We start from the raw sequence: 22,690 nt of genomic DNA, 5'->3' as shown, positions 1-22,690 counted from the left end.
AGTTAAGTTACTCTTGGATTGGAAAGGTCTAGTTGTTCGACTCGACCATGGTTCCCTTGCGTTTCATTGTCGAAGAGTTGAAGTGGAATGTAGGTTGGGACGAAAATACGAAAATGATCACATTAAACGAAGTAAAAGAGAGGTTCGTACTTATGACAATTACGTTTAGGAAACTAAGTGAGCTATCGATCGAGGAAAATGTACGTATTTGGAATCTAGGATTTGAGGGCTATTTTATACAGATGATCATGACGATTGAGGCTTTTATGACTAGGAGTGTTAACGAAGGACTTTCCTTGGAGAATTCACTCGCTATTTATGTGGATGGTGAGCCTGCAGGGTTTGTAATGAACGGATTTCGTGACGTAGATGGAAAGAAACTGGCATGGAACGGTGGGACAGGCATTGCGCCTGCATTTAGAGGGCAGGGTATTGGCAGAGCGCTCATGTTAAGAAATCTAGAGTTGTACCGAGAACAAGGCGTGGAGCTTGCGATACTTGAAGCGCTGACCCAAAATGAGAGCGCGATTAAGCTATATCAGAATGTGGGATACGAAATTACGGATCGATTAATGATCTTACAACATATGGGTACAATAGATCCCCAATTACTGGAGCGATCTGCTGTGCATCCCTTTTCCATGACCAAAGGATTGCCCCGTGATGTATATGCGCTAGACTTCTATCGAGGCTTATCTGCTTGGCAGACACAATGGCCTAGCATGAAGGAGGGTGAATCTTTAATCATTAGACAAGGTAGCGAGCCTGTATGCTATGCATTGTATAAGCGAACTTTTGATCAAGAGGGTAAATTGGTAACCATTACGCTCTATCAATGTGAAGCCCTTCCTGGGCGGGAAGATACAGAGGAGATTTATAAGCTTGCTCTTGGTGAACTGTTCGCCCCGTTAGACTATGTTTGCAGACGAGCGACAGCTAACCTGCGTAAATCCAATCAACCTCTGAACGACCTATTGGTGAAATTAAGTTTCACAACCAATGTTGAGCAAGTCCTCATGATGCGAAATATGGAAAGTGAATTGACCTAATCCAATTACAGCATGGTCGTTATATAGGAAACTGTTATGATAAGAAAAAATGAGGAGGCGGTTACGATGAAATTTGTTTTTGATTTAGACGGGACAATTTGCTTTAAAGGAAAGCCTTTAAGTGAAGGAATGGTACAAGTATTAGATGCTTTTGTGGAAAAAGGACATGAAATAATCTTTGCTTCGGCTAGACCTATACGTGATTTATTACCCGTTTTACCGCCGCATATGCAACATTTTTTAATGATTGGTGGGAATGGCGCGTTTGTCGCAACAGGTGGACATATCATTTCAACTATTCATTTCGACCAACAGATAGCTGACAGGATCATCAAGTTAATAAAGACATACGAGGCAGACTATTTAATTGATAGCAAGTGGGATTATGCTTATACTGGTAGTAGCGAGCATCCGATTCGGCGAAATGTGGACCCTGAGCAGCGAGCAAAAAACATACATTTAGATGAGTTAAATGAAATTGTGAAAGTGGTCATTTTACATAGTAATAATGAGCAGAAATTGCTAGAGGAGCTACAGGAATTACCGATCGTTACATATATACATGGCCATGAAGGTATTATTGATATCAGCCCGATAGGCGTTGATAAATGGGCGGGGCTACAAAAAATGGGTATTGAGCCGCAAAAATTTATTGCATTTGGCAATGATGCAAATGATGTGTCGATGTTCAAGCATGCTCTGCGCTCCGTTTGTGTTGGAGAGCATGCAGATCTTTTACAATTCGCAACAGATAGGGTTATTAATGAAGAAGAGCAGGTCATTCAAAAAATAATGGAGCTAATAGAGGAAATACAATGATTAATCCAATGAAATTATAAAAAGGCGATGAAATTCGTGTTATCGCACCAAGTCGGGAAACATTTGATGATCTAAAATCTTTGAATTTATGGAATGATGAAACACCAATTGAAAAGTATCGTGAAATTATGGGAGTTCCATAACGATAACATTCACCTTATTAGATATCTTTATCTTAAGAGGTGATTTTTTTTGTCTAAGAGAAAAAGAGTGAATTCCATAGAAAATAAATTCAAAGATAATCGAGGCGTAGGCATTGGAGCAGAGTATAAACCATGCTTGAACATAGAAGATGTTCTATCCATTGGACAAGTTGAGGACATATGTCCTTCCCAAAACACCTGAATATATCATTTAATAATATAGAGAAATCTAAATTGGGGAGAGAAGACATGAGAGGGATTATATTTGCGTTTTTAGGCGGGGCATTTATAACCCTACAAGGAGTAGCGAATGCTCGGATTAGTCAAGATATTGGCACTTGGCAAGCGGCGACTATAACCCAGTTAACTGGATTCATTGCAGCTTTGCTTATCCTGATGTTTATCAGAGATGGTAAATGGCAAAGGTTTAAGCAAGTGAAACCTTTATATTTGACAGGCGGCGCCTTTGCGGCGGTCGTTATTTTCAGTAATGTTACGGCTATTCAGCAGATCGGTGTTACCTTTACTATATCTACTCTACTGATTGCCCAGCTGGGTTTGACTTTTTTAATTGATATTAACGGATGGTTCGGGGTGGAGAAGCAGAAGATGAGGATGCCACAGTTCATTGGGATCGGGATGATGATAGCTGGTGTGGTCATACTAGGGCTTTGATAGTTTGAACATTCTAGAATATTAAGAGGTGAAACCGAGTAATGAAAGAAATTAAAGATCGTGAGCAATTAGAATCTTATTTGCATGCTCATCAAATAGAATCTGTATTCAATGAACCATTAATACCGCATTTGTCGTTGTATAACTTTGATCAAGGGGAAATTATCTGTTCCCAAGGAGATCCTTCAGAGGTTCTGTACGTACTTGTTAAGGGGAAGATCAAAATCTATACCACTTCGTCTGGAGGCAAAACACTTATTCTCTCTTTTAAGACACCGCTTGAGGTGATCGGGGATATTGAATACGTACAAGGAAATAACATTATCAACACGGTTGAGGCAGTATCGTCTGTCTGTATGATCGGTATTCATCATCGTTGGTTGAAAAAATATGGAAGCGATTATTCACCGTTGTTGCAATTTTTACTGAAAATTATTACACGGAAGTTTCACCTTAAAAACAATTCCTTGAGCTTCAATTTGATGCATCCGGTGGAAGTGCGATTGGCAAGTTATCTATTGTCTGTCTCATTCGATGAATCCGATTCTCTAATTAAAGGGCCATCAGGCACGGTCAGTATTAGGGATGCAGCGAACTTCATTGGTACCAGCTATAGACATCTGAATCGGGTCATCCTACAGTTCTGTACAGAGGGCCTGATTGAGCGTAACAAAGGGTTCATCCTTGTTAAGGACAGGGAAGGATTGAGTACGATTTCAGGTCGTAATATCTACGAATAGAAAATAGGAGAGTAAAGGTTATGATTCTAGGACTATTATTGGCGATAATCGCGGGTTCGCTGGTTGGTGTGCAAAATATTTTTAACAGTAAGGTAAATGAACGTGCGGGATCTTGGGCAACAACTACATTAGTATTAGGTATGGGATTCCTAGCTTCACTGACTATCGGTCTAATTTTTGAAGGGAAACAACTATTTATCTTGCAAAATATGCAGCCCTGGTACTGGATCAGCGGTTTGATCGGAGTAGGAGTGGTAATCTGTCTGGTTCAGGGGATGAGGCTGCTTGGTCCTACGTATGCCATGTTAATAGTTCTGACATCACAGCTCGGGTTTGCTTTATTGTGGGACTCACTGGGCTGGTTAGGACTGGATAAGGTCCCTTTTTCTTCGAATAAGTTGATAGGTGTGTTGGTCATAGTCGGGGGCATTTGTGTATTTAAACTAGGCGGTGGACGTAAGAAACAGAGGTCATCTAAGATGACTTAGAATATAGAAAATGGAGAGATTATTTTGAAAAAATACAGAACTTTATTATTTGATGTAGATGATACACTATTGGATTTTGGTGCAGCAGAAAACTTAGCGTTGGACTTGCTGTTCAAGGATCAAAAAATTCCCTTAACCACAGAAATCAAAGCACATTATAAAAAAATAAATCAAGGTCTTTGGAGGTCCTTTGAAGAAGGGAAAATAGATCGTGATGAGGTAGTGAATACTCGCTATTCCATTTTATTTAAGGAATATGGTCAAGAGGTTGATGGAGTCTTAATGGAAAAGAAGTATCGTAGCTACTTAGAGGAGGGGCATCAGCTTGTTCGTGGGGCCTTTGAATTGATAACAGACCTACAAATACACAATAAATATGATTTATATATTGTTACTAATGGTGTTTCCAAAACTCAGGATAAACGTTTACGTGATTCAGGTTTATATCCGCTATTCAAAGATATTTTTGTTTCAGAGGACACTGGTTTTCAAAAACCAATGAAGGAATATTTCGATTATGTCTTTGCACGAATTCCTAATTTCTCTGTGGAAGAAGGATTAATTATTGGAGATTCCTTTAGTGCGGATATTCTAGGTGGACAGCTAGCGGGTCTAGATACATGTTGGTTCAACCCTGAAATGAAACCCAATGATACTGAAATTGTTCCAACCTATCAAATACAGAATCTTGATGAGCTGTATCGAATTTTAAACGTAGAAAGAGAATCGGCAGAAGTGAGTTAGTGTTGTTCCGGAATATCGTTGTATCGTTGAAAAGTAGATATAGTCTTACATTCAGCTTGTGGAAAGAGTAATAAAGCAGGTGTACATCTAATTCATTGGATATACGCCTGCTTTATTTTGTTGCTTTATAATACTTAACCGGCTCTGGTTCCAAAGGAATTTTTATTTATTTATTTATTTATTTATTTAATATGTTCTCCTCTAAAACAGCAAATTTATCACCGTATTCTTTAATGATATGTTGTTCTCCCCAATTACATAGTGAGTTCAAAATGCTTTCTAAACTATGGCCATATTCGCTAAGTTCGTATTCCACTTTCGGTGGAACCTGATTATAACTAATTCGATTAATGATTCCATGAGCCTCTAACTCTCGTAGTTGCTGTGTTAACATTTTTTGTGTAATCCCAGGCATTAACTTTTTTAATTCCGTTGTTCGCTTTTTGCCATGAGTTAAATGACATAGAATCACGCACTTCCATTTTCCCCCGATGACTTCAAGTGTTGCTTCAACTGAAATGTTATATTTTTTCTTGATCATCATGGTCTTCCTCCAATTTTATGGGCACTTTTTTGTGCCTACAGTACTAAAAAGTGCGTACTGTTATTTTAGTTTGATTTGACCTATCATAACATTTGCAGGCGTTGATGACTAGCTTAGCTTGGGAGAGAGCGGAGTGACAGAAACAGATGGAAATTTTTCTTCTAAAAGTCGAACCTTGTAAAGAAACTCATGCGGCAAATTTATTTTGTTTGTATGGTAATGATAAATAAAACGATAATAATGGAGGAATAAGATAATGGCTAAAAATTTGCAAGATACAACAACGCTGCATAATGGTGTGAAAATGCCTTGGTTTGGTTTGGGAGTATTTCAAGTAGAGGAAGGTCCTGAACTTGAAAATGCGGTAAAAACAGCGATTAAGAATGGATATCGAAGCATTGATACCGCTGCTATTTATGGAAATGAAGAGGGGGTCGGCCAAGGAATTCGCCAAGGAATGAACGAAGCCGGCATAGCCAGAGAAGAACTATTTATCACATCGAAGGTATGGAATGCTGATCTTGGTTATGAGTCAACGATAGCAGCTTATGAGACGAGCTTAAGAAAACTAGGATTGGAATATTTGGATTTATATCTGATTCATTGGCCTGTAGAAGGTAAATTTAAGGAAGCCTGGAGAGCATTGGAGACTCTCTATAAAGAAGGGCGTGTAAAAGCGATCGGTGTAAGCAATTTCCTTGTTCATCAGCTTGAAGAGCTAATGAAAGATGCCGAGATTAAGCCAATGGTGGATCAAGTGGAACATCATCCACGTTTGACGCAAAAAGAACTGCAAGTATTTTGTAAGGAAAATGGTATTCAATTCGAAGCATGGTCCCCGTTAATGCAAGGTCAATTATTAGATAATCCAGAGTTAAAAGAAATTGCAGATAAGCATGGAAAATCTATAGCCCAAGTCATTTTGCGTTGGGACTTACAAAACGGTGTTGTAACGATTCCGAAATCGACAAAAGAACATCGAATCATTGAAAATGCAGCAGTGTTTGACTTTGAGTTGACAAAAGAGGATATGGAACAAATTGATGGATTGAATCAACATCTTCGAGTGGGTCCAGACCCCGATAATTTTGATTTTTAAATATAAAAAAAGGATCACACCTCTTATTTCTGCTCGAAATAAGAAGTGTGATCTATATTGTTAACAATATAGACAGACGGGTATCTATTTCTAAATATGGAGGGTCTTACATGCAACTTCATTTAAAAGGAAAAACAGCGCTAGTTACGGGCTCGACATCTGGAATTGGAAAAGCAATCGCTATTTCCTTAGTGGCTGAAGGTGCCACTGTTCTTATTAATGGACGATATGAAGAAAAGGTTAACCAAATTATAAAAGAAATTCAAAAACAATATCCGGATGCTATTCTTCAATCAGCAGTTGCTGATTTAGGAACAGAACAAGGATGTCAGGAACTTATTAAGAAATACGCTGAAGTAGATATTCTTATTAACAACCTTGGGATTTTTGAGCCTGCAGAATACTTTGATATCCCTGATGAAGAATGGTTTAAGTTTTTTGAAGTCAATATCATGAGTGGTGTTCGACTTACTCGCCATTACCTAAAACAAATGATTCAAAAAAATGAAGGCAGAATCGTCTTTATTGCTAGTGAGGCTGCTATTATGCCATCACAAGAAATGGCTCATTATAGTGCAACCAAGACTATGCAACTCTCGCTTTCTCGCAGTTTAGCTGAGCTGACCAAAGGAACGAATGTGACCGTCAATACGATTATGCCGGGTTCCACTTTAACAGAGGGAGTAGAAACGATGTTAAATACTCTTTATCCTAATGAAAATTTGACTATTCAAGAAGCTGAAAAGCGATTTATGAATGAGAATCGACCCACCTCCATTATTCAAAGACTTATTCGACCAGAAGAAATTGCGAATCTCGTTACTTTTTTAAGTAGTCCTCTTTCCTCAGCCATTAATGGTTCAGCGATGAGAATCGATGGAGGATTAGTGCGTAGCGTGTTTTAATACGAGATCTTGATATAAGGAATTGGATAGTATTTAATCCATGAGCAATATACGACGTATACTAGGCTATTAGTACTATGGATTTGTCTGGCGTACACTAGTGAAGATACAACTTCTCTGTCATGAGATGCGTAAAGTATGATTCGATGTTTAAAAATCAGAAAGAAAGCGAGCTAAAATAATGAGCCTTCACATTTGTGAAGTAACAAAAGAAAATTGGCGTTCGGTAGCTGCTTTATCTGTATCAGAACAACAAAAGCATTTTATTGAAAACAATGCGTTTTCTTTAGCAGAATGCATGTTTGAAAATTATGCAACATCTCTTGGATTATATGACGAGGAGACATTAGTTGGGTATGCAATGTACGGTTGGCCAAATAGCGTCAATAAGAGTGCATGGTTAGACCGCTTTATGATTGATTATCGTTTCCAAGGCAATGGGTATGCAAAGCGGTTTCTTCCTCTGTTAATTGTATATATTCAACAACAATACGACTGTAAAAAAATTTATTTGAGTCTCCATACCGATAATATATATGCTCAAAAACTATATGAATCTTTTGGATTTTGCTTAAATGGGGAAATCGACGATGAAGGCCCGGTTGTTGGAAGGGTGATGGAATTAAATATAGAAGAATAACTGGAAAGATAATTAAAATTAGTGATTAGTTGCTTTCAGATCTGGATTATATGATACTATGGGACTATCAAAGCTATTCAGATAATGGCAAACCTATCGAAAGATAGGGACGCAAAGCTAAAGGGCCTTCCAGATCGGGTGGCAGCCAGTTACCGGACGAACAGTTTTTTTGTTGTACTGTGAGAATAGAACTTTAAACGATAATAGCAAACCTATCGAAAGGTAGGGACGCAAAGCTAAAGGGCCTTCTTGATAAGATGGCAGCCTGGCCACCGAAGGGAGTTTTATGTATGAAAAAGTTTATGTTATTTGTAGTTGCACTTATTATTTTATGTCCATTGTTTAGTGGAACAACAATTCATGCTGCTGAAGGTAACTCATGGCTAGATGAATCCAGCGTAAGCAAGGGAATCATTAGTGTGAAGTATGATGTGAAGGCTAATATTAAGACAAAGCTCTTAATTGTTAAAGGTCAGGAGCAGTATTATTATAATTTAATTGCCGGAAAGCAAGTGGAGGTGTTTCCCCTTCAATTAGGAAACGGTGATTATACCGTGAGCTTGTTGGAACAAACAAGTGGGAATAAATATCAAGTTGTGTATAAGGATACAATTAAGCTCGCTTTGAGTGATAGTTCGATAGTTTATTTGAATTCAACTCAGAATGTGAATTGGAATGATACAAGCAAAGCTGTTCAAAAGGCGAAAGAGTTAACCAAGAACCTAGCAACGGATGCTGAAAAAGTAAAAGTTATTTATAATTATGTGATTAACAATATTAAATATGATAATAAATTGGCAGTGAGCGCGTCAGCCGATTATCTCCCTCAAATCGATCGTACATTTTCATCGAAAAAAGATATTTGTTATGGGTATTCTGCGTTATTTGCAGCGATGCTTAGGAGTGTGGACGTTCCTACTAAGATGGTAATGGGTACAACAAATTATGTGAGTTCCTATCACGCTTGGAATGAAGTCTATTTAAATAATAAATGGGTTACGGTGGATACAACGGTGGATGCAGGTTGGAATGGTACAACTACAACTTTCATGATGGTAAAAGATGCATCCAAATACCTAGCATCCAAACAATATTAACAAAAAAATAGTACTATCGAAGCGATGAACATTACGTTCATTGCTTTTTTATTTCAAAAATTATGATATTCTTATCACGAGACATCCAATAATATTAAATTCCATAATTAAGGAGTATTGTTATGAAGGTAATTCTTGTAGACGATGAACAACTTGCTGTGGATTACTTGGAGCGTCAACTTATGAATCTTACGGGTATAGAAATAATAGGTAAATTTATAGATCCGGTTATTGGAAGAAGGGAGATTCTTCTTAAGGAAGTGGATTTGGTTTTTTTAGATATTAGCTTACCTGAGATTAATGGAATTGAGTTAGCAGAACAAATCCTGGAGAAGAAGCCAGATTTAAATATTGTATTTGTAACGGCGTATAATGAATATGCAGTTAAGGCTTTTGAACTAAATGCTTTAGATTACATAGTAAAACCTGTTAGACCTGATCGCTTGTCCAAAACCATGGATCGCATTGGCGAACACGTAGAATCTAAACAAGACCAGACTGAAATTAAGAACCTTACGATGCGGATGAATATGTTCAGGCAAGTGACCGTCGAAGTGTCGAGTCAACAGTTTGCTGTGATTCAATGGCGTACGACAAAAGCGCAGGAGTTGTTTCTATATTTACTTCAGCATCGGGGACAACTCGTTCGTAAATCCGTATTGATTGATATGCTATGGCCAGAGCATGAACCGGAAAAAGTATATTCGCAATTATACACTGCAATCTATCACATTCGTAAAACATTAACATCATATGGTGAACACTTTCAAATTGTGAATTCGATGGAAAGTTATGTTCTGACTATTGATCATGTTCTGTTAGACACAGAAGAGTGGGAGACTAAATTAGCATCGTCCCCATCTCTATCTGCTGACACAATAGACAACTACATAGAAATCATGAAATTATATACCGGTAATTACCTGCAGGAATATGATTATTGGTGGGCGGAAAGTGAACGTCAACGGTTTAAGGAATTGTGGCTTAGCATCTCTTATGAAATTGGGTATTGGTATGAGGAACATGGTCAGTTAGATAAGGCGATTTTTTGGTTTCATGAAATATGTAATCAGCATGTGCAAGAGGAGAAGGCCTATTTTGCTTTAATGAAAATACATGCATCTATGGATAATTATTCATTGGTTAATCGACAGTATAATTCTTTGGTTGAGATTCTTTTGGATGAATTTAATGAGCCACCCAGTGCGCATATTACAGCATGGTATAAACAATGGGAGGGAGAATTAAATAGGCCTTCTGAGTCAAATATTAGTTAGTTCGAGGGTTTAAATAGACCATGTAATCTACGCAAACGTAGATTACATGGTTTTTTGGCATTCCTATGTATTCAAGATTCCTATAATGACCCAGGAGAACTTGTTCAGAAATTGTATAGATAACGACTGTATACTTCATTTAATGACAAAATTTGAGACAGCTAATGATTGTGGAGGCAAGTGGTGTTAGTGTTATGATAGTAATAAGAAACTTCAATTCATCTCTATTCGACTCTAAAGCTTTAGAATTGTATTCACTGTTGGAAATTGAGCTGATTAAAGAAACGACTGTTGAATACTACCGTGGTTTCTACATTAATTATCAAGATCATCTGATAGGTATTGTTGCCACAGAGAAGGGACCTCTGTTTTTTTATGATAGAGATCATTATTTATTACAGGAGAACTCATTTCGATTTATTTTACGGCATCAGGGGACAGAGAATACTTTTCACTTTGTGTGGAATGGAACTACGTTATTGGGAATATCGTATTTGCGTGTGCTGTGTAGAGAGGACAGTGGTGCATGGGTAGATGACCATTTGAATGACTTTTTTTTCTGGTTAGATTTGGCGGTAGAAAGGCGGAACTTTTATTCATTCTACACTGTGAGCTAAACGATCCTTTTATGTCGTGTAGAAGAAGGAGCTTAGGTTAAAACACAAGAAAGATTGAAGCGGCCCCATGGGAATGAAACGTATGGTTGAAGGATATTTTTAATAGGATTTCGTCCACGATGAGCTAAACTTTCCTTTTGGGACTTTGTATTACACTTTTGTTGAGAAAAGCTCCCCCTATTGAATCCGCCTTGTCTGGTGAATAAATGCTATGTAAATCTTATAAACTCAGAAGTTGGGAATGTATGTAATATGAAAATTAAAATTAAAATAGAAGTCGTATTCATACTACTTATAGTTATAGGAATCATTATGCTGTGTTATCCAAAACTATCTGAAATGGTTGATAATTATCAGCAACAAAAGTTGGTTAAGGAGTGGCAGAATAGTCTTCACAATATTGATAATGGAGAAGATGATTCATTCCAAACCAAGTATGAGACTACGCTGTCCGATAATGTTGCCATGGACGATGAAACAGACACCCTACAAGGGGGAAAAGAAAAGCTAGGCTCTAGCAAAGATCAGAATTTGGAAGGGATGTTGCGAATCGATAAAATTGATTTACAATTGCCTATTCTTCATGGTGCAACTAAGAAAAATATGAAGATAAGTGTAGCGAGTATTGTAAACACAGGGGAAGCCGGAGAAGTTGGAAACTATGCAATCGCTGGACACAGAAATCATACGTATGGAAGAAACTTTAATAGACTTGTTGAGATTAAACAAGGAGATAAGATTGAAGTTAATAATGGAGAACAACAATTGGAATACACGGTTACAGAGAAGTTACGTGTAAAGCCAGAGGAAGTATGGGTATTGGAAGGAAACGGCGTAGATAAAGAAATTACACTGGTCACCTGTGACCCTATGATAGATCCTACACATCGTCTTATTGTTAAAGGGAAAATAATAGAATAAGTGGCTGAGCTATAAGAAGAAGATCATCTATTTTTTTGTTCAGAATGCGTGTTGAAGAAGAACTTTTCTTATTAGACAAGATAAGGGTAATTATTCGAATACCAAAAATTCTTCGAAAATAAATTTTAAACGGGAGGTTACTATGAAAAAATTTAGTTTTATATCGCTAGTATTTCTACTAGTCTTGCAAAGTCTCATAGGTCCGCTAGCAACAGCTAGTGCCGACAGCGACCAAAATTTCACAGCAATAGTCACCGTAGATGAAGCCGGAAAAGCAAAAATAGAATGGGATTTTACAGCTGGCAATGAAGAAAAAGACAAAGAGTACACTTTCCAAATTCCGAGTGATTCTAAAGTAGAAACTGTACAAAACGGTGATTTAGAAATTGACGGAAAGCCAATAGGTTCTTATAGCCTATCCGTTGACGGAGTTATTACCGTAACCATTTTGGATGGACAAACTCAAAGTGGTTCAGGTGTAAATGAAATCACGGTTGCTGTAAATAAAGCTCCTGAAGAAATATCTGAGCTAAGTCCACCTCCATCAAATGCTGTTGGTCAAGAGATCATAGAGAACCTCATCACAAGCGTAAAGATGTATGATGCAAGGCCTATTATTAATGAGGCTAATGGATCCATTGCTCCACAGGGAAATGAAATACAAGATGTTCGACCAAAAGTTAAAGATGAAGTGGCTATTATATTTGACTGGTCATTACCAAATAATACACATCAGTATGTTGATGGTTCAACCTATACTTTTAGTCTTCCTAAAGAGTTTAATATTCCAAATGAATTAAAAGGACAATTAACTGGTGGAGTTGGAGAGTATGTAGTAACTCCAAGTAGAGAAGTGACATTCGTATTCAATGATGCAATTAAGGGTGAACAATTAGAGGGTAATTTCTATGTGTGGGTAGCATTTGACCAATCTAACCTTGGGGAAGGCTTGGAACACCCAATTGATTTTAGCTCAGTTGGACAGGGTGTTATCGATGTACATTTCGCTAATACTGCCGTGGATGAACTTACAAAAACCGGGGAAGCCAATAGAAACAACTTTAACTCAGATGAAATTAAATGGACGGTCGATTTTAACCAAGGTGAAAAAGAGATTAAGGGTGCAACGCTTGATGATACATTTCCCCCCGACCTGAAACTTAAAGGTAATATTGAAATTCGTCAGTTGCAAATTCAATTAGATGGATCAGTAAAAGAAGGCCCTGTAAGCAGAACTGAAACTGCGTTCCCTATTAACTTTGGCGATATCGATAAAGCTTATAGGGTGACATACACGACAAGTGTTGCAGCTCCAACGGAGGCGCCTTTTACAAATAGAGAATTCAAAAACTCAGTGACGCTTACTGGAAATGATGGACAGTATACAGAAAGTGATATTGGCAAGGTGACTGTGAGTTTCAATGAGCCACTATCGAAGTCAGGACAAGACAGTGCTTACAATTCAACAACGCAAACTATCACTTGGAAAGTTCAATACAACTACAATCAACAAACAATCTCACAACCCAATGCATGGATTAAGGACAGATTTGATACAACTAAACAAAAGCTGGTCGATAATTCTGTGAAGGTGTATCAGGTGGATATCGATAATAATGGTAAAGCTACAAATCGTACTCTAGTTGATTCCAATGAATACACCATAGGAAAAGTTGCTTCTGGTCCAGATGCGGGCTTCAACTTACAGTTCAAAGATGATATTAATAAAGCTTATGAAATCGAGTATCAGACCCAAGCGATAAATCGTATCTATAAAGATGAAACAGTTTCTAATACTGTAGAGATAGGCGATGGTACGACTAAAACGGGAGAAAAAGGTATCAATGAAGTCATCTTTGAGAAAAGTGTAAGTAAGTCCAATTTCCAGAACAAAACAATTGAGTGGAGAATTGTTCTGAATCAAGACTTGAAGGACATGACTGACGTCGTAATTACAGATAATTACGAGGGAAAACATATGAAGTTAGATCCAAATAGCTTGAAAATTACTGGAGCAAACAGTGAGGATTTTGTGCTTGAAGCAACAAATGCTGGAGACCCGGATTATGAAAAAGGTTTTACGATTAGATTGAAATCTGGAGTGACAATTAACTCCTTGCATGAAATCAAATATACGACAACGTTTGATCCTACGGCAGGTATGCCAACAAATAATGAGTACAGAAATAAAGCAACATTAAATTGGAACGAGGCTGGTACACCACAGACTCCAATTACAAAAGATGCTGTTGTTACTCCGAAAGACTACACCATCAACAATGGTAATAAAAAAGGTGAATATAGCGCCAAAGACAAAACAATCACTTGGACCATTGATGTGAACTATAATCTTTACGACATTAAAGATGCGGTGATTAAAGATACTTATACAGACAATCAAACATTTGTAGAAAATTCTTTGACAGTGAATAAATTGGAGCTTCAAGGTGCAAATAACGTTACAGACATTGGTGACGAAGTTCCGCTAACAAATGGACAATTTAAACTAAATACTGACGGTAAAGGCTTTGTCTTGAACCTTGGTAATATTGGGAAGACTGCATTTCGTATTACGTACAAGACAAGTCTTGATGGCAACTATCCAATTCAAGATAAGTACTCGAATCATGCGACAATGCAAGACGGCGAAGGTGGAAGTTTTCTTTTTGAAAAATCGGTTGATGTAACACCTAAGCACGGCGGGGTCTATGTTGACAAATCAGGTAGACAAGAAGGTCAGAGTGATATTGCTTCATGGACAGTAAATATTAACCCAAGTCAATCTTATGTACTAGCCGGTTCCATATTGACAGATACATTATCGGACAATCAAATTTTATTACAAGATTCGTTAAAGCTATATAAAACAGATTTGCCTGGAGATAATCTTGGTAATGTTTCAAATAAAGGTGATTTGGTAGATAAAGATGACTATGAATTAGTGGTAATGGGGAACACATTTACACTAACTTTTAAGAAATCTTTGAATACCGCATATATATTGGAGTATAAATCATTCATTAACGCTGATAGTGGCGACAGAATTACTAATAAAGTTGAATTTGCAGGCCAGTCTTCTTCAGTAAAAGGAGAAGGTAATCAGGAAGGCGTAAAGATTTCTTTAGCAGGAGCAGGTGGAGGCGCGTCTAGTGGTAGTGGGAAAATTAAAATTGTCAAAGTAGATGATTTAGATCGCCCTCTAAAAGGAGTCAAATTCGAACTATATAATTCATCTGGAACGACTCTCCTAGAAACACTTACAACAGATGAAAAAGGGGAAGTAGAAACTTCTAGAAATTACAGGTACAAAGATAAGAGTGGTCTGCCTTACAAACTAAAAGAAGTATCCACACCCACTGGTTATCTAATTGCCCCTGAGTATGGAGCTGCAACAGGAAAAGAAATCAAATTTATAGATCCTAAAGAACCTTTTAAGATTACGAACAAAATACTTCGTCAAGGATTTGAATTAAGTAAGGTTGATTCAGTAGATCCAACGAAGAAGTTAATAGGCGCAGTTTTTGAATTGAAACTGAATGGTACGCTAATAGACACACTAACAACGGGCATAGATGGAAAGATTGCCGAAGGTGACCTAGCTCCAGGAGACTATCAATTAGTTGAAATAACCGCTCCAGATTATTATACGCTAGATGCAACACCGATTCCTGTTAGAATTGTCGCTAACCAAACTGAAGTATTAATATTGACCAAAGAGAACGTATTGGGCTCAGATGGTAAGCTTGTCGTCACAAAAGTTAATGCTAAGGACCATTCTGTATTACTAGAAGGAGTAGAATTTGAACTTCATGATAGTACGAATGCTGTTATTGCCAAGAAAACGACTGATGTAAACGGCGTAATCGAGTTTACTAACTTACCTTATGGTTCTTATACATTGGTAGAGACAAAAGCTGACGGTTACGTTATTGAAAAAGCTGAAACTGAAGTGTCAATTAAACAACCTGAAACAACATTGACGATTGAAAACAAAGAAAATGATCGTTCAGTCAAATTAACAAAATTTAATTCGATCAAAAGCCAAAAGCTTCAAAGGGCTGTCTTTGAATTAAGAGTAGAAACAGAGATTTTTGATAAAGATGGAAACTTTGTGTATAAAGTTGTTGCAGGCATAGATGAATCTAAGCTAACGACGGATACAAATGGTGAACTATTCTTAGAAAATTTAGAACCGAATAAATATCAGCTCGTTGAAATTAAAGCACCTTTTGGTTATCTATTAGACAAAACACCAGTAGCATTTGAGATTACTGGGAAGCAAACTGAAACGGTACTAGTTGAAAAAACCAATAACAAAATTTCAACTCCAGTAGACCCAAATGTACCTACTGAACCAGGTAACCCAGGTAGTCCAGGTAATCCAGGAGAACCAGGCACGCCGGTAGTTCCAAATCCAAATCCGAACCCACCGGTAGTTCCGAATCCAAACCCGAACCCGCCGGTAGAGCCTAAGCCGGAGAAACCAGTAATACCTATTGAGAAAGTTGTAACACCGAAAGAAACGCCTATCAAAGGTGAGGTTAAAGTGCCGAAAGACAGCACACCTAAGATCAGTAAAGAACCTAAACACGGAACGGTTTCCGTAAATCCAAATGGAAGTTGGGTATACACACCGGACGAAGGATACGTCGGTAAAGATTCATTTACGATCATCGTTACAGATCAAGATGGAAATGAAGAGGAAGTGCTGGTTGAGGTTGACGTAGAGGATGTACCTAGAGGTGGAACGGATGGTACATCTGAGAAACCAGGAACAAAGACGCATTCTAAAACAGGAGAAAGTCTCCCTAAAACAGGAGAACTAGGTCATTTACCACTTCAACTGACTGGATTTAGCTTCATTATTCTGGGTGCTATGTTGTTGCTCTTAAGAAGGAAACATTTGCAGAATAAATAAAGAGAATAGGTGCATATAAATCCCTCAACCAGAACCAAGAGGGTAGTATCCCCCCCTTACGGTAGACAGTGAAGAAAGAGTTCATGATTTTATGGACTGCATACTGTTGACTGGAGGGGGTTTTTATTACTACAAAAGGACTGGATTTTACAAGGTACACGGAAGAGATGAAGAAAGAAGTTACACAACTGCATGTTAAGGTGGGACGATCTCTTTCTTAAATTGAGGAATGATATGAAATTGATAACAAGAAACTTGATGTCTACAAGAAAAATCGTGATGATTACCGTCTTGTTCATACTTGTACTTATTTCGTTACGAATGATATGGATTGGCTTTCATATGACTCCAGATCATCCCCAAGCAGATCACGGAGTGTTGGACCTGCGACAATGGAATTTCAGTGATCAACAGACCATTACATTAGATGGTGAATGGGATTTTTATCCTAATCAATTCGTAAAGCCTGAGGCTACAAAGTCCTCTGATTCGAGCTTTCACAAAAGCTGGATTCAAGTTCCAGATAATTGGATCGGCTCAACGAGTGTAGATTCAGCATATGGATTTGGAACCTATCGGTTACGTGTTTTGATTAATGAGAATAAACAGTTGTACAGTATTCGCATTCCCAATATTCAAACAGCGTCTAGATTATTCATAAATGGCCAATTACAAAAAGAAATTGGACATCCAACGGAAACGATAGAAGATAACAAGGCTAGAAACATTCCTTATTCTTCCACTTTCCATACGAATACTCAAGAGTTAGACATTGTCATCCATGTCTCTAATTATCAATTTCCGAGTACAGGTGGCATTATACAGTCTATTAAGTTTGGGACGATTGATGCAATAGCCAATGAAGAGTTTGTTTCTAAAAGTATGCAGATGATAGTCTGTATTGCGTTGTTGCTGCACGGTTTGTATGCATGTATTTTATATGTCTTGGGTTCTAGAAGAAAAGAATTATTGTATTTCGGTATAGTCGTCTTTAGCATGTTAATATCAACTCTGGTCGACGATGATAAAATGCTTCTAGTGTGGATACCTATTAATCTGGAATGGGCGGACAAAATCAAAATTTTATCTTACATGGTGTCTGCTGTTTTTTGGATTTTATTTGTGAGGAATTTGCTGTTCACAGATCAAAAGGAAAAATATTATCATTGGTTTGCTAGCGTGTGTGCTTTATGTACATTAGTCATCGTAGATTTGCCGATACATCATCTCATGCAGGCAGAATCTATTCTAACCATTGTGTTGTTATTAGCTACCGTACTTGTTCCAATCCTTGTGCTGCGAGCCATTATGACGGGAGTAGAAGGGGCTTTTTTCTTGTTACTATCAGCAATAGGTATCTCTACTAATATTATTTTGGGAGGTTTCTTGAAGAACAGATATTTAATAGATTTGCCTTACTATCCGTTTGATCTCATGATCGCTTTTCTTAGCTTTGCTTCATTTTGGTTTACGCGTTTTTCCCAGATTACTATTCGAGCGGAGAAGCTATCCGACAAGCTGAAGAAAGCTGACAAGATCAAAGATGAATTTCTGGCGAATACCTCTCATGAATTGCGTAACCCGTTGCACGGAATGATCAATATGGCCCAGACGGTTCTTGTGGAAGGAAGGGACTCACTGGATGAGAAGAATAAGAGTAATTTGGAGCTGATAACGACTTTAGGAAGACGTATGTCCCTTATACTTAATGACTTACTGGATGCTACTCTATTGAAGGAACAAGAGATTCGGTTGAACAAGCAAAGTGTGATTCTCCAGCGAGTAGCTTCGGGTGTATTCGACACCCTTCGTTTCATGACAGAAGGTAAGCAAATAGAATTGGTGCTTGATATACCCGAACCTTTTCCGAACGTTATTGCCGACGAGAATCGTCTTGTTCAAATTTTGTTCAATCTGCTTCATAATGCAATTAAATATACCAACGAAGGAATAATAGTCGTCCATAGTGAAATTCAGAATGAAATGGTCTATGTTCATATTAAGGATTCAGGAATAGGTATAGATGAAGAGACGCAGCAGAGAATTTTTCAACCTTACGAGCAGGGAGATTCTAGTATGACTGCCATGAGTGGGGGGCTGGGACTCGGGCTGAGCATATGCAAGCAGTTAGTTGAGCTTCATGGAGGAACACTGGGGGTTAAGTCTTCCCTCGATTTAGGGTCAGTGTTTACCTTTACACTGCCAATGGACAATAACACGGTGCAAAGACCAGTAACGGATGTCGAAGAATCGAATTTACTCACTGATAACGTGACAATATCCACTTTAACAGCTGCGTCTAGCAGTGCTTTGAACCGGTCGGAACTTATTTCTGATGTACGAAGACCCAAGGTATTGGCTGTAGACAATGATCCCGTAAATTTGAGAATATTAAGAAATATTCTTTCAGCAGATCATTATGAGATTACTGCAGTAACCAGCGGGAAGGAAGCTTTGGCCTATCTAGATATAGGAGAGTGGGATCTAATTATTACGGATGTGATGATGCCGCATATGTCGGGATATGAATTATCGCGAACCATACGAGAGAAGTTCTCGATTTTGGAGTTACCAATTCTGCTCTTGACCGCAAGAAGTCAATCAGAGGACCTCTATACTGGATTTCTGTCAGGCGCTAATGACTATGTAACAAAACCGGTAGGGGCTCTAGAATTGAAAACACGGGTTCGCGCATTAACTGACTTGAAACAGTCTGTAACGGAGCGTCTTCGTATGGAGGCTGCATGGCTTCAAGCTCAAATCCAGCCTCATTTCTTATTCAACACATTGAATACGATCGCTTCCCTTAGCGATATTGATACAACAAGAATGGTTATTTTACTCGAGAAGTTTGGAAACTATCTACAATCGAGTTTTGATGACAATAATATGAAGCGTGTTGTTCGATTGGAGCATGAGCTTGAATTAGTTCAATCCTATTTATACATTGAACAAGAACGATTTGGAGATAGGTTACAGGTGGTGTGGAATGTGCGTAAAGGTATAACTATAGGGCTTCCGCCGCTTTCTATTCAGCCCATTGTAGAAAATGCTGTCAGACATGGTGTTTTAACACGGACTCGTGGAGGAACCATCACCATTACCATCTCTGAGAATGACAATTATGTAGAGATCTTCATTATAGATGATGGGGTAGGGATGGATGAGCAGAAGCTAGAGGGCATACTAATGAGTCATCCACACAAAAAGAGAGGAATCGGTCTGATCAACACAAATCGGCGTTTGAAGCAAATCTACGGTAGAGGATTGCAAATCAGTAGTGTACTGAATCAGGGAACTACGGTTGCCTTTAGAATACCGAAGTCTCATTCCTTTGAAGTTGTTTAGAAGTTGTTTAGAAGTTGTATAGAACGTTATAGTATACTGGTTGAAAGACTATTTGGGGTTGGATGAGGATATGAGACTCTTTATGTTAGTAGTGATTTTGATAAGTTTAATTATTATTTTAATCATGTTTATAGAAAGGGCCAAATTGAAAAGGCTAGCGTATATTGATGTTGTGACGGGGTCAATCAACCGCAATGGAATGGATCGTTTCTGGAACCAATGTTCTGGAAAAGGGCATTTAGCAGTTCTATTTCTTGATTTAGACCATTTTAAATATATTAATGATACGTTCGGACATCAGACAGGCGATCAACTCTTGAAAGAAGTGGGTTTGCGTCTTCGTCAAGCTACTAGTCATGACGGACAGGTATTTCGAATAGGTGGAGATGAATTTGTCATCATTATGGCGAATGCTAATCTCCAAAAGGCAGAGTTGTTGGCATCACACATTTTAGAGAAATTCAGACAGCCCGTGGTTATTAAAAGACAGAGCTTAACGATATCAGGGAGCATTGGGATTAGTATAGGCCAAGGAAGCAAAGCTACGCGTTCCAAATTGCTGGGAGAAGCAGATAGCGCTATGTACCATGCCAAAAGGTTGGGAAAGAATCGTTATATTGTGTTTAATGAAGATAGGCGCAGGTATTACAAAGTTTCTTCATGGGTTGTGAGCAAGCGATCAGCAAATCTGTGAACTGTGACAACTGTTGGATAGAAATCACCTCATGAGATATCGTATATCTTAAGAGGTTTTTTTTCTGGAAAAATAAGTGTATTACATAGAAGAGAGAAGAATGCAATCATTGACAAGTTGAGGCATTGTCCTTGCTTATCCTGATGTTACGCTTACTATATCTGCTCTACTGATTGCTCAGCTCAGTGTGACCTCTTTTATTTATTTAATAGGTTCTCCTCTAAAACAACAAATTTATCACCTTATTCTCTAATCATATGTTGTTCTCCCCAATTATATAGCGAATATGGAAATGCTTTCTAAACTATTTCCATATTCACTAAGTTCGTATTCCACCTTCTGATCTTATCATTTTAAGTTAATCCATATCATGATAAATGGATTTTTAGCAAATATTCGACAATATCCAATAAAATAACACAAAATAAGACAAAATAACACTCTATCCATTTAGGTATTTTGCAATTACAATGAAAATAGTCCAAAAAATACATGTATTATTATTTAATTGCTATTAAAGTAAAAGTTGACATTAATTTTTGCGCTTTTATGTAATTTAGAAATGAAATTCAGAGTAAAAGAGTAACAGAAGTACCCAAACAAGTCTATCAGTAATTGGAGGGAAATTCCTCTCTATCTTCGTACAGTCCTCCATCTTCGTAAAGACCTCCATCTCATCATGACATCCATTGTGAATAAGTAAAGTATTTTGAGTGATCATCATCGCTGGGAAGATGCTTATCCCTGGTGTTTACAAAGACATTACCCTGTTTAGATGGATACAATCCAATGCTCTAGGTCAGTCTACTTTTGTTCAAGAACTCAGGGATAAAACCAACCTTTACGAATGCGGGGTGAGCATAACTCAAATTTGTCTGCACAGTTGTATGTGTCCTTTTTACGGTGAACGTTTTAGCTGATCGCTTCAAAAGGTATTGGGATTGGTGACACTTTAATAATATTATTTGAAAAGGAGATAGGAAAAATATGCGTAAAATTCCACGTTATGATGAGGATTTTTATAATTGTGCGGAGGGGCATTATGTAAGTTATTGGAAAAGTATAGGCGTTCCAGTCGAGTATTTATGTCATAGTGCCTTTGAACATTCCCAGAGTATTTATGAACATTTTATTGTGAATCAATCGGATAGATGGAAATTTTATACCAAGAGACCTATGATCGAGGATATTCACTTTGTTGGGTTGCAAATTCATAAAATACGAGTTGATTCTTTTAAAGAAGCTGAGCCGATTATTGTTGAACAGTTAAATAAAGGAGATATAGCACTCCTTTTTATTAATGGATATTATTACAAGCATCGTGTGAGTACCTATATGCAAAAACATGAAGCCCATTGTATGTTTGTCACTGAATTGAATGAGAAGGATGAGAAAAAGTGGTTTATTCAAGATCATGCACAGCCTGATTTTTATAATTACTACACGGATGAGGTCGTCCGGAATAGCTTTGACGATAACCCTAGTGAACCATTCGTAAAAACGGTAATTTATTTTGATATTGATCTTGATCGGGTTCAAAATCCGGATGTGAAAGGGATAGAGGACAAATTCAAATTGTGGCTTAACGATTTTGAAGATGATTTTAGTATATATCAAAAAGCAATCCAATTTCTTACTGAGAATAGTTCAGATTTTTCTCAGGTTGAGGAGACTTTAGAATCATATCTGAATGCCTTCTTCTTTTTATCTAGTTCCAGAATGTTGTTCAATCGCTATCTGAATGTGATGGATTATCAAACGGAAGCGAAAATCCTTCTTGAGGAAAGTGTCGAACTGAACGACAGAATTAGAAAACTTATTACTAATTATAAAATTTTTGGAAAAATTAGTGTTTTGAAAATTTCGGAGTGCTGTTCTAAGTTGCTGGAGCTCGAACCTCGTATTATTGAAACTTTAAAGAAGGATTTGCTTGTAACTGTTAATCATTAAGAAATCATTAATAGAAGGAGTT

18 protein-coding genes, 1 pseudogene and 2 riboswitches are annotated in these 22,690 nt (G+C 37.6%); of the genes and pseudogenes, 18 read left to right on the top strand and 1 reads right to left on the bottom strand.

Annotated features, from left to right (window positions below):
* Nucleotides 1–47 precede the first annotated feature (47 nt).
* From UB51_RS29805 to UB51_RS19040, 7 genes and pseudogenes are all read left to right on the top strand, one after another.
* Nucleotides 48–146: pseudogene (locus tag UB51_RS29805) on the top strand (stalk domain-containing protein); the annotation flags it as partial.
* A gap of 6 nt (nt 147–152) precedes the next feature.
* The gene (locus UB51_RS19065; RefSeq protein WP_044880303.1) at nt 153–1,049 is read left to right on the top strand and encodes a GNAT family N-acetyltransferase; all 897 of its coding nucleotides are present in this window, start codon (nt 153–155) and stop codon (nt 1,047–1,049) included.
* Nucleotides 1,050–1,115: 66 nt separating this feature from the next.
* Nucleotides 1,116–1,868, top strand: a complete 753-nt coding sequence (locus tag UB51_RS19060; RefSeq protein WP_044878647.1) for an HAD-IIB family hydrolase — start codon at nt 1,116–1,118, stop codon at nt 1,866–1,868.
* Between the two features lie 392 nt (nt 1,869–2,260).
* The gene (locus tag UB51_RS19055) at nt 2,261–2,686 is read left to right on the top strand and encodes a DMT family transporter (protein ID WP_044878646.1); all 426 of its coding nucleotides are present in this window, start codon (nt 2,261–2,263) and stop codon (nt 2,684–2,686) included.
* Between the two features lie 41 nt (nt 2,687–2,727).
* Entirely contained in the window at nt 2,728–3,426 is a 699-nt protein-coding gene (locus UB51_RS19050; RefSeq protein WP_044878645.1) for a Crp/Fnr family transcriptional regulator, read from the top strand.
* 20 nt (nt 3,427–3,446) lie between these two features.
* On the top strand, nt 3,447–3,914 hold the full coding sequence (locus UB51_RS19045; RefSeq protein WP_044878644.1) for a DMT family transporter: 468 nt from the start codon (nt 3,447–3,449) through the stop codon (nt 3,912–3,914).
* A gap of 24 nt (nt 3,915–3,938) precedes the next feature.
* Nucleotides 3,939–4,658: a YjjG family noncanonical pyrimidine nucleotidase gene (locus UB51_RS19040; protein ID WP_044878643.1), complete on the top strand. Its 720-nt coding sequence runs from the start codon at nt 3,939–3,941 to the stop codon at nt 4,656–4,658.
* Nucleotides 4,659–4,836: 178 nt separating this feature from the next.
* On the opposite strand, the gene UB51_RS19035 is transcribed toward UB51_RS19040, so the two are convergent.
* Nucleotides 4,837–5,199 (bottom strand): winged helix-turn-helix transcriptional regulator, encoded by a 363-nt coding sequence (locus UB51_RS19035; protein ID WP_044880302.1) that lies wholly within the window; start codon nt 5,197–5,199, stop codon nt 4,837–4,839.
* Between the two features lie 259 nt (nt 5,200–5,458).
* Between UB51_RS19035 and UB51_RS19030 the strand changes: the two genes are divergently transcribed.
* The 11 genes from UB51_RS19030 to UB51_RS18980 all read left to right on the top strand — a co-directional run bounded on the left by UB51_RS19030 (nt 5,459) and on the right by UB51_RS18980 (nt 22,668).
* The gene (locus UB51_RS19030) at nt 5,459–6,301 is read left to right on the top strand and encodes an aldo/keto reductase (RefSeq protein WP_044878642.1); all 843 of its coding nucleotides are present in this window, start codon (nt 5,459–5,461) and stop codon (nt 6,299–6,301) included.
* 110 nt (nt 6,302–6,411) lie between these two features.
* Complete coding sequence (locus UB51_RS19025) at nt 6,412–7,206, top strand: SDR family NAD(P)-dependent oxidoreductase (protein WP_044878641.1); 795 nt, start codon at nt 6,412–6,414, stop codon at nt 7,204–7,206.
* A gap of 181 nt (nt 7,207–7,387) precedes the next feature.
* Complete coding sequence (locus UB51_RS19020) at nt 7,388–7,846, top strand: GNAT family N-acetyltransferase (protein WP_044878640.1); 459 nt, start codon at nt 7,388–7,390, stop codon at nt 7,844–7,846.
* Between the two features lie 76 nt (nt 7,847–7,922).
* Nucleotides 7,923–8,003: riboswitch (cyclic di-GMP riboswitch) on the top strand.
* 38 nt (nt 8,004–8,041) lie between these two features.
* Nucleotides 8,042–8,123, top strand: a riboswitch (cyclic di-GMP riboswitch).
* A 13-nt stretch (nt 8,124–8,136) separates the two neighbouring features.
* Complete coding sequence (locus UB51_RS19015) at nt 8,137–8,943, top strand: transglutaminase-like domain-containing protein (protein WP_044878639.1); 807 nt, start codon at nt 8,137–8,139, stop codon at nt 8,941–8,943.
* A 122-nt stretch (nt 8,944–9,065) separates the two neighbouring features.
* The gene (locus UB51_RS19010; protein ID WP_044878638.1) at nt 9,066–10,220 is read left to right on the top strand and encodes a response regulator; all 1,155 of its coding nucleotides are present in this window, start codon (nt 9,066–9,068) and stop codon (nt 10,218–10,220) included.
* A 194-nt stretch (nt 10,221–10,414) separates the two neighbouring features.
* Nucleotides 10,415–10,837, top strand: coding sequence for a hypothetical protein (locus UB51_RS19005; protein ID WP_144407038.1), 423 nt, complete (start codon nt 10,415–10,417; stop codon nt 10,835–10,837).
* 252 nt (nt 10,838–11,089) lie between these two features.
* Complete coding sequence (locus UB51_RS19000; RefSeq protein ID WP_044878637.1) at nt 11,090–11,758, top strand: class D sortase; 669 nt, start codon at nt 11,090–11,092, stop codon at nt 11,756–11,758.
* 142 nt (nt 11,759–11,900) lie between these two features.
* Nucleotides 11,901–16,676 carry a collagen binding domain-containing protein gene (locus UB51_RS18995; RefSeq protein ID WP_052676009.1) on the top strand — a complete coding sequence of 1,592 codons (4,776 nt, stop codon included), beginning with the start codon at nt 11,901–11,903 and terminating at the stop codon, nt 16,674–16,676.
* A gap of 234 nt (nt 16,677–16,910) precedes the next feature.
* Entirely contained in the window at nt 16,911–20,024 is a 3,114-nt protein-coding gene (locus UB51_RS18990) for a hybrid sensor histidine kinase/response regulator (protein WP_234405473.1), read from the top strand.
* Between the two features lie 82 nt (nt 20,025–20,106).
* Nucleotides 20,107–20,718 (top strand): GGDEF domain-containing protein, encoded by a 612-nt coding sequence (locus tag UB51_RS18985; protein ID WP_052676008.1) that lies wholly within the window; start codon nt 20,107–20,109, stop codon nt 20,716–20,718.
* Nucleotides 20,719–21,705: 987 nt separating this feature from the next.
* On the top strand, nt 21,706–22,668 hold the full coding sequence (locus UB51_RS18980; protein ID WP_044878635.1) for a hypothetical protein: 963 nt from the start codon (nt 21,706–21,708) through the stop codon (nt 22,666–22,668).
* The last annotated feature ends 22 nt before the right edge of the window (nt 22,669–22,690 follow it).

The sequence above is a fragment of the Paenibacillus sp. IHBB 10380 genome, from assembly GCF_000949425.1.
Classification (GTDB): Bacteria; Bacillota; Bacilli; order Paenibacillales; family Paenibacillaceae; genus Paenibacillus_AQ.
The sequence above is the reverse complement of the archived record's forward strand: the minus strand, read 5'-3'. Positions and strand labels throughout refer to the sequence as shown.